This is a genomic window from Rhodopila sp. (assembly GCF_035548235.1).
GTDB lineage: Bacteria > Pseudomonadota > Alphaproteobacteria > Acetobacterales > Acetobacteraceae > Rhodopila.
This window is the reverse complement of record NZ_DASZTJ010000040.1, coordinates 1-8,430: the sequence shown is the minus strand read 5'-3', so window position 1 is coordinate 8,430 and position 8,430 is coordinate 1. Positions and strand designations below refer to the sequence as shown.

The 8,430-nt window shown below is 69.2% G+C and carries 8 protein-coding genes; 3 read left to right on the top strand and 5 right to left on the bottom strand.

Annotated features, from left to right (window positions below):
- Positions 1 to 171 precede the first annotated feature (171 nt).
- Positions 172 to 993: a TIGR00282 family metallophosphoesterase gene (locus tag VHB27_RS03300; protein WP_325597500.1), complete on the top strand. Its 822-nt coding sequence runs from the start codon at positions 172 to 174 to the stop codon at positions 991 to 993.
- Between the two features lie 212 nt (positions 994 to 1,205).
- Here the strand turns inward: VHB27_RS03300 and VHB27_RS03295 are convergent, their stop codons facing one another.
- The 3 genes from VHB27_RS03295 to VHB27_RS03285 form a co-directional block, all read right to left on the bottom strand.
- Positions 1,206 to 2,027 (bottom strand): family 1 encapsulin nanocompartment shell protein, encoded by an 822-nt coding sequence (locus VHB27_RS03295; RefSeq protein WP_325597499.1) that lies wholly within the window; start codon positions 2,025 to 2,027, stop codon positions 1,206 to 1,208.
- Between the two features lie 2 nt (positions 2,028 to 2,029).
- A complete protein-coding gene (locus tag VHB27_RS03290; RefSeq protein WP_325597498.1) occupies positions 2,030 to 3,064 on the bottom strand; it encodes a Dyp-type peroxidase in 1,035 nt (344 codons plus the stop codon).
- Positions 3,065 to 3,188: 124 nt separating this feature from the next.
- A complete protein-coding gene (locus VHB27_RS03285) occupies positions 3,189 to 3,542 on the bottom strand; it encodes a DUF952 domain-containing protein (protein WP_325597497.1) in 354 nt (117 codons plus the stop codon).
- 130 nt (positions 3,543 to 3,672) lie between these two features.
- On the opposite strand from VHB27_RS03285, the gene VHB27_RS03280 reads away from it, so the two are divergent.
- Positions 3,673 to 4,569 carry a fructose bisphosphate aldolase gene (locus VHB27_RS03280; protein ID WP_408903969.1) on the top strand — a complete coding sequence of 299 codons (897 nt, stop codon included), beginning with the start codon at positions 3,673 to 3,675 and terminating at the stop codon, positions 4,567 to 4,569.
- Between the two features lie 79 nt (positions 4,570 to 4,648).
- On the opposite strand, the gene VHB27_RS03275 is transcribed toward VHB27_RS03280, so the two are convergent.
- Positions 4,649 to 5,053, bottom strand: a complete 405-nt coding sequence (locus VHB27_RS03275; RefSeq protein WP_325597495.1) for a 6-pyruvoyl trahydropterin synthase family protein — start codon at positions 5,051 to 5,053, stop codon at positions 4,649 to 4,651.
- Positions 5,054 to 5,134: 81 nt separating this feature from the next.
- Positions 5,135 to 6,709: a GMC family oxidoreductase gene (locus VHB27_RS03270; protein ID WP_325597494.1), complete on the bottom strand. Its 1,575-nt coding sequence runs from the start codon at positions 6,707 to 6,709 to the stop codon at positions 5,135 to 5,137.
- A 237-nt stretch (positions 6,710 to 6,946) separates the two neighbouring features.
- Here VHB27_RS03270 and VHB27_RS03265 point away from each other — a divergent pair, with 237 nt between their 5' ends.
- The gene (locus tag VHB27_RS03265; RefSeq protein WP_325597493.1) at positions 6,947 to 8,314 is read left to right on the top strand and encodes an LLM class flavin-dependent oxidoreductase; all 1,368 of its coding nucleotides are present in this window, start codon (positions 6,947 to 6,949) and stop codon (positions 8,312 to 8,314) included.
- Positions 8,315 to 8,430 lie beyond the last annotated feature (116 nt).

The following is an 8,430-nucleotide window of genomic DNA, read 5'->3' as shown; positions in this document are numbered from 1 at the left end:
GAACGCGCTGTTCATGGTCGCGGGCGCCGCGGCGGCGGCCGGGCTGGCGGGCGCGGGGTTCGGGGCGGGCGGCGTGCTGCGGATCGCGGCGGGCGCCAACCTGCTGGTGGTCGCGGTGCTGGCGGCGGGCGGACTAGGCATCGGACGGCGGGACCGCTTAGGGTTGGGGTCATGAGAATCCTGTTCCTCGGCGACATCGTCGGCCGCACGGGCCGTGAGGCGGTGATCGCCAGGCTGCCCGAGCTGCGCCGTGCCTTGGGGATCGAGCTGGCCGTGGTGAACGCCGAGAACGCCTCCCACGGCTACGGCCTGAGCGCCGAGATCGCCCGCTCCCTGTTCGAGGCCGGGGCGGACGTCCTGACGCTGGGCAACCATGCCTGGGACCGCAAGGACATCATCCCGTTCATCGCCCAGACGCCGCGCCTGATCCGGCCGCTGAACTATCCGCCCGGCACGCCGGGGCAGGGGGCGGTGATGGTCCCGCTGCCGGACGGGCGGAAGGCGCTGGTGGTCCAGGCCATGGGCCGGCTGTTCATGGACCCGCTGGACTGCCCGTTCCGCGGCATCGCCGAGGTGATGAACAGCCATCGCCTGGGCGGCAGCGTGCAGGCGATCTTCGTGGATTTCCACGCCGAGGCGACCAGCGAGAAGATGGCGTTCGCGCATTTCCTCGACGGCCAGGTGTCATGCGTGGTCGGCACGCATACGCATTGCCCCAGCGCGGACGCGCAGATCCTGCCGAACGGGACCGGGTTCCAGTCGGACGCCGGTATGTGCGGCGACTACGACAGCGTCATCGGCATGGGCAAGGCCGAGGCGATGGCGCGGTTCTGGCGCAAGACGCCGGGCGAGAAGCTGCAGCCGGCCGAAGGGGCGTCCACGGTCTGCGGCGTGTTCCTGGAGACGGACGACGCGACCGGTCTGGCGAAGCGGATCGCGCCGGTACGGCTGGGGGGCCGGCTGGCGGAGACGCTTCCGACCGCCGGGGGGTAGGCCGGCAGCCCGCTGCGCACCGGTGTCATGGGCCCCCGCGCCCTGGACCTTCGCGCCCTGAACCTTCGCGCCCTGAACCTGCGCGCCACGGACCTTTGCGCCACGGACCTTCGCGTCACGGACCTTTGCGCCACGGACCTTTGCGCCACGGACCTTCGCGTCATGGCTGGGCCAAGCCCCGGCCACGACGCGAGCGCAAGGTCCGCCCGCTGCTACGCCTGTGCGGGCGCGCCCTCCGCGGGGGCCAGGGCGACGCCGGCCTCGGTCGTCAGCACCCGGAAGGTGAACGTCTCCTGCAGGTAAAGATCGACGGTCGCCGCCGCGTGGGACAGGTAGCCGATCGAGAAATCCTGCCCGATATCCAGCTCGAAATCGCCGCCGCGGGTGGACAGCAGGAAGCCGCCCGCGATGGCGGGGGCCCAGACGACCTCGCCGTCCACCAGTTCGCGGACGTGCTCCAGGACCGGATACCCGTCGTCGCTCGCGCCCTGCACGGCCGCATATTGTTCGGCGCCCAGGACCAGCATGTAGGGGCCGTTGACGCCGGCAAGGCGCAGCCGGCTGAGCGCCTGCGCCACCGTCGCCGGATAGTCCTTCGCCTTGGCGGGCAGCGTCAGCCCCGGATTGCTGAGGCCGGACCGGACGCCCTGGATCCCGCCGGCGGCATAGCCCTCGAACACCGCGCGGTCCTCGGCGAAGGCGATCCTGCGCGCCGCTTCCTTCACCGCGTCCCAGTCGGAGTCCGTCGAGCCGCGTTCGACGTCGTCGATCGCCTGGCGCGAGAGCTGGAACGGGACGCGGAACTCCACCAGCGCCTGCACCAGGCGCTGCGTGGCCTGGACACCGTCACCCGGCGTCTCGACCTGGCGGAGATGGCCGGTACCGACGGCGGAAAAGTCGACGCCCCTGGGGCCGACGACGTCCATCACCCGCCGCGCCGCCAGGTGGCGCTTGAGGGTGCGGCGCGCTTCCTCCTCGATCTCGGCCCAGGCAGCGTCGGAGATCGGGGCGAGGTCCCGATAGAGGTTGTTCACGTCTAGCTTCCTTCCTTCAGTGAACCGATGCCAAGCGACCCGTCGGACGACGACGGGGGTCCGTCCTTGATCTCGTTGGTATCGGGCGGGTTCGGTGGTGGCGGCGCGGCCGCCGTGACGGTTTCGAGAAAACTCGCCGACGGTATGAAGAACAGCGTGCCGGTGACGGCGCGGCTGAAATCCAGCAGCCGGTCGTAGTTCCCGGGCGGGCGGCCGACGAACATGTTGGTCAGCATCGTTTCGATCCGCGTCGGCGACCGGGCGTAGCCGATGAAATAGGTGCCGAACGCGCCGCTCCCGACGTTCCCGAACGGCATGTTGTCGCGCAGGATCTCCAACTGCTCGCCGTCCTCGATGATCGTCGTCAGCGCGTTGTGCGCCGAGGTCGGCTTCACGGCGTCGTCCAGTTCGATGTCGGACAGTTTCTTGCGTCCGATGATCCGTTCCTGCTCCTCGACCGGCAGCATGTTCCAGCGGGCCAGGTCGTGCAGGTATTTCTGCACGATCACATAGCTGCCGCCGGCGAACCCGGCGTCTTCCGCGCCGATGACGGTGGCGTCGATCGCGGCCTGCTCCACCGGGTTCTCGGTGCCGTCGACGAAGCCGATCAGGTCGCGGTCGTCGAAATAGCTGAAGCCGTGCACCTCGTCGACGACGTGGACCGCGTCGCCCAGCCGCGTGGTGATCTGGGTGGCCAGTTCGAAGCACAGGTCCATGCGGGCGGCGCGGATGTGGAACAGCACGTCGCCCGGCGTCGAGACGGCGTGATGGTGGCCGTGGATTTCGCGGAACGGATGCAGGTCCTTGGGCTTCGGCGCCCCGAACAGCCGGTCCCAGGCGTCGGCGCCGATCCCCAGGATGCACGAGACCTGGCCGTCGAGGTCGCGGAAGCCGACGGCGCGGACCAGCGCGGCCAGGTCGGCGCACAGGCCCCGTACCGCCGCGTCATGCTCCGGTCCGGGGCTGATCGTCGCGACGAGGAAGATGGCCGCGCGCGTGAGTCTGGCGGTGACCGGTTGCTGGACGGTGGATGGCACGCCGCGCTCCCTGTGGAATCTGGCTCATGGGTCTGTGGCCCTGTCGTATCGGGCCGGGCGACTTTATGGCGCGGGGAAACCGAACGGCAAACCCGCATCGTCCGTCCCGCCTGGTCCGTCGGGTTCAATGCCCCGCTTCGCCGGGCAGCGCCACCCCGCCATCGGGCGTCCGTTCCACCGGTCCGGCCCAGGTCACCGCCTCGATCGGCAGCACGCCGTGGATATGCGGGAAAAGCTGGCCGCCGCGCGACGGCTCCCAGCGCACCGTGTCCCCCAGTTGCGACAGGTCCACGGCGACGAGGACAAGGCCGGCCTGACCGGCGAAGTGCTTGTCCAGCGTCCCGGCCAGTTGCACCGCGCGGGACAGGTGGATGTAGCCGTCGGCGACATCGGCGGCGGAGCCGCGGAACGCGCCGTCGCGCCGCATCGCCGCCAGTTCCGCCGTCGACATGACTTTGTAAACGATCCGATCCGTCATCGCACCTCGTCACCTTCGGTTTGGCGGCGCTCACAAGCGCCTGTATCGGCGCGGGACCCGGATCAATCGGATTGGCCCGGCGCCGTCCAGCCTGTATATCGGACCCATCACAGCGTCGAGGAATACGCCCATGGCTCCCCAGAGCATGACAACACAAATCACCGGCGCGCCAGGCTTTCTCGCCGCGCTCGATCAGAGTGGCGGGTCGACGCCCGGTGCGCTGCGCCTCTACGGAATCCCCGAGACCGCCTATGGCAACGAGGCCGAGATGTTCGCCCTCATGCACGCGATGCGGACCCGGGTGATGACCGCGCCGTCCTTCACCGGCGACAAGGTGATCGGCGCCATCCTGTTCGAGCGCACGATGGACGGCGAGGTCAAGGGCCAGCAGGTCCCGGCCTATCTTTGGAAGGAACGCGGCGTCGTGCCGTTCCTGAAGGTCGACAAGGGGCTGGAGAAGGAAGCCGACGGCGTCTGCATGATGAAGCCGATCTCCGGCCTCGACACGCTGCTGGAACGCGCTGCCAAGCTGGGTGTCTTCGGCACCAAGATGCGCTCGACGATCACCCTGCCGTCCGAGACGGGGATCGCCGCGATCGCCGACCAGCAGTTCGAGATCGGGGCGCAGATCGCCAAGCACGGGCTGATGCCGATCCTGGAGCCGGAGGTGTCGATCAAAAGCCCCGACAAGCCGAAGGCGGAGGCGCTGCTGCGGGACGCGATCCTGCGGAACCTGGACAAGGTGCCGTCGGGCCGGCAGGTGATGCTGAAGCTGACGATCCCGAGCGTGCCGGACCTGTACAAGGAGGTGATCGCGCATGACCGGGTGATGCGCGTCGTCGCCTTGTCGGGCGGCTATACCCGCGCCGATGCGTGCCAGAAACTGGCCCAGAACCACGGCATGATCGCCAGCTTCTCGCGCGCGCTGCTGGAGGAACTGCGGGCGTCCATGAGCGACGCGGAATTCAACGCGGCGCTGGCGCGGTCGATCGATGAGATCTACGCGGCGTCGACCAGGAAGGCGTGATCGCCATGGTGTGGTGACCGGGCTTGTCCCGGTCGCCCGCGCGTCGACCCGCTGACAAGCCAGGCCGTGACGGCCGCCGTCACCCTGCGATCGGCCCCTCGAACGAGGCCCAGGCGCGGGGGCTTTCCCGCAGCAGCACCTTCATCGCCGTAAGCGACCGGGCGGCCTCGCCAAGCCGGCCGTCCCGGCAGGCGGCGGCGAGCAGGCCGTGGAGATGCCGCGACAGGAACTCCATGGTCGTGTTCTGCCCGGCCAGGGACGTCACCTCATCGAGGTTCTTGTAGTCGAACACATCCAGGACCTTGCGCAACTCGGCCTTCGCCAGGTCCACGTCGACCAGGAAGTTCAGCCTGTCCAGGGCAGGGGCGCGAAACTCGACCTCGACGACCAGGGTGTTGCCGTGCAGTCCCTGCGCCGGTTCGAACTCGGCGCCGCGGATGCTGTGGGCGATCATGATGTGGTCCGAGATGGTCAGGCTGAACATTGTGGCACCAGGATGGGGTGGCACCAGGATGGGGCGGCGCCAGGATGGGGCGGCACCAGGATAGGGCGGCGGCAGGATAGATCAAATCCGCCCGCGCAGCCTGTCGGCCATCCGTTCGGCGAGCGCAACCGTCGTCAGGTGCGTGTTCGCCCGCGGCACCTCGGGCATGATCGAGGCGTCGATCACCCGCAGGCCGGTGCAGCCGATCACGCGGCAATCGGGATCGACCACCGTTCGGGGATCGTCCGCGGCACCCATCCGGCAGGTGCCGCTGGCATGCTGCGCGTCGGAGCACTCGGACCAGATCCAGTCGTCCAGTTCGGCATCGTCGAACGGCTGGGCCATCGACCGGCCGCTGACGCCGTACTGCACGTCCGTCGCGATCGCCTGCACCGCCGCCTGGCGGCAGATCGCCTCCAGCCGGCGGACGCCGTCGCGCATGCGCACGAGGTCGCGCGCGTCGGACAGCATGCGTTCCTCGACCGCCGGATCCACGCTTGGGTCGGGCGTGGTGATGCGGACATGTCCCTCGCTCCAGGCCTGGTAGACCGACACCGCGATGCGCCCGAGGGCGGCGTCCGGCTCGCGACCGAGCGTGGCGCCGGTCAGGTTGCCGGCGATCATGATCATGTCGTTCTCCCCCGCGCCGGCGAGGTTCGAGCCGTAGCGCAGGCAGCAATTGGTATGGCGGTGCTGCAGCGTGTCGACCCGTGCCTCCGGCCGCATGTGCAGCAGGGCGCTGACGATCGGGTGGTCGAGCAGGCGTTCGCCCACCGGCCGGTCGGCGTTGACCGCGATGCCGAGGCCGCGCAGCAGGCCGGCCGGGCCGATGCCGGACCGCTGCAGGATCGCCGGCGAATGGATCGCGCCGGCGCAGACGATGACCTCCCGCCGAGCGCGGGGCGTGACGGGTTCGGCGCCGCCGATGCTGACGCGCACGCCGCCGGCATGCGGGCGGTTGCCCTCGATGTGCAGGGCGTCGACCAGCGCGTCGCCGACGATGCGCAGGTTGGCGCGGCCGCGCGCCGGTTCCAGGTAGGCGTCGTTGGTGCTGACGCGGCGTCCGGCGATGCTGTTGATGGCATAGGGCGAGGCCCCCGAACCGGTCGGGGCGTTGTGGTCCTCGCACCAGCCGTAGCCCAGCGCCAGGGCGGCATCCTTCAGGGCGCGGTCGACGCTGCCCCAGGCGGGAACGGGCGCGCGATAGACCGGGATCGGGCCGTCGGCGCCGTGATAGGGCGCGTCGGGGAAGTTCCTGTCGGTTTCCAGCTTGCGGAAATAGGGCAGCATGCTGGCCCAGTTCCAGCCGGCGCAGCCTGCTGCCTCCCACCGGTCCAGGTCGTCCGGCACGGCGCGGATCGCGATCTGGCCGTTGATCGTGGAGCTGCCGCCCATGGCGCGGCCGCGCCACAGCAGCTTCGGCTCCTGCCGTTCCGTCCGGCGGGCGAGCAGGCGCGGCCAGCGGTAATCGTCGTCCCCGATGGCCCGCATCGGGTTGGGACTGCGTATGTGTTCGGGCGTGTCGGCCGAGCGCATGTCGCGCCCTGCCTCCAGCAGCAGGACGCGCGTGCCGGGGTCTTCGCTGAGCCGGTTGGCCAGGACCGCTCCGGCCGAACCGGCGCCGATGATGATGTAGTCGTATTCGGGATCGGTCACGGAGCGTCCACTTTCGTCAGGTCGGGTGCGGGCAATGCAAGATCGACTCCGACGCCGATGCAAGGTGCCGCGGCGGCGCCGGACGTCATGGGCGCGGAGGTCCCATCGGACGCCCACGGCACCTTTCCCGCCGCCCGAAGGACGAAGGTCCGTCCATACGGTCGTTTGGGGGGTGATCTCGCTGTATCTTCGTGTGTATGCTCACCTGACGCCGACCCGTAACGCAGGAGTTCGACCATGGCCCTCAAGCGTCAGATGAAGCTCGGTATGTCGATCCGTGGGCTCGGCTATCACGTCGCGGCCTGGCGGCACCCGGATGTGCCGGTCGACGGGACGGTGCGCTTCGATCATTACGTGCGCAGCGCGCAGGCGGCGGAGCGTGGGCTGTGCGACATGATCTTCTTCGCCGACGGCATCGGCATCCGCGAAAAAGACGAGCCGAAGGGTTCGCTGGCGCGGTCCGGGTACGAGATCGTGGAAATGGAGCCGATGACGCTGCTGCCGGCGCTGGCGGCGGTGACGAAACATATCGGCCTCGTGACGACTGCCTCGACCACCTATAACGAACCCTACCATATCGCCCGCAAGTTCGCGACGCTGGACCTGATCAGCGGCGGGCGGGCAGGGTGGAACATCGTCACCTCCTGGTCCGACGCCGAAGCCCGGAACTTCAATCGCGCCAAGCACCTGGACTACGACACGCGCTATGAGCGCGCCGCCGAGTTCGTCGAGGTCGTCACCGGCCTGTGGGATAGCTGGGAACCGGACGCCTTCGTCTACGACCGCGAGAACAGCGTGTTCTACGATGAAAGCAAGCTGCACGTGCTGGACCATCGCGGCAAGCATTTTCAGGTGAAAGGACCGCTCAGCGTCGCCTGCATGCCGCAGGGACGGCCGGTGCTGGTGCAGGCCGGCGCGTCGGAGCCCGGGCGCCAGATCGCCGCGCAATGGGCCGAGGTCATCTATGCGGTGCAGGACTCGATCCCCGCCGCCCAGGCCTATTACCGCGACGTGAAGGGCCGCATGGCGCGCTTCGGCCGCGATTGGGACGATCTGAAGATCATGCCGGCGCTGCGGCCGGTGGTCGGCCGCACCCGGCAGGAGGCGCAGGACAAGTTCGACCAGTTGCAGGCGCTGATCGATCCGCTGGTCGGCCTGGCGCGCGCCTATAACGAACTGGGCGACCTCAGCGGCTATCCGATCGACGGCCCGGTGCCGGACCTGGAGGTCGAGCCGCAGATCCGCAGCGCCCATGAACGGATCATGCGGCGCGTGCGGGAGAACAACTGGACGATCCGCCAGCTTTGCGAGCAGTTGGCCGGCGCCGGCGGGTTCTGCGTGATCGGTACGGCGTCCGACATCGCCGACGTGATGGAGGAGTGGATCGACGCCGAAGCCTGCGACGGCTTCAACATCACGCCGACGCACCTGCCGTCGGGCTGCGAGGATTTCGTCGGCTTCGTCACGCCGGAACTGCAGCGTCGCGGCCGGTTCCGCACGGCGTACGAGGGACGGACGCTGCGCGAGAACCTCGGCCTGAAGCCGCATGTGAACCGCTATGTGGCGCAGCGCACGGAGGCCGAGACGCGGCTGGCGTCGGACTGATACCAGGCGGCGAGTCCGGCCTGTCCCGTCACGGCCGGCCTTGTGAACTAGCCCGGCAGCCGGAACTCGATCGCCTGCGCGCCTTCCCACAGGCACATCTTGCCCAGCGGCAGCAG

Bases quoted from the DNA above. Each gene is read 5' to 3' on its own strand.
- VHB27_RS03300 (WP_325597500.1), top strand. From the start codon at position 172: ATGAGAATCCTGTTCCTCGGCGACATCGTCGGCCGCACGGGCCGTGAG.
- VHB27_RS03285 (WP_325597497.1), bottom strand. From the start codon at position 3,542: ATGACGGATCGGATCGTTTACAAAGTCATGTCGACGGCGGAACTGGCG.
- VHB27_RS03280 (WP_408903969.1), top strand. From the start codon at position 3,673: ATGGCTCCCCAGAGCATGACAACACAAATCACCGGCGCGCCAGGCTTT.
- VHB27_RS03275 (WP_325597495.1), bottom strand. From the start codon at position 5,053: ATGTTCAGCCTGACCATCTCGGACCACATCATGATCGCCCACAGCATC.
- VHB27_RS03265 (WP_325597493.1), top strand. From the start codon at position 6,947: ATGGCCCTCAAGCGTCAGATGAAGCTCGGTATGTCGATCCGTGGGCTC.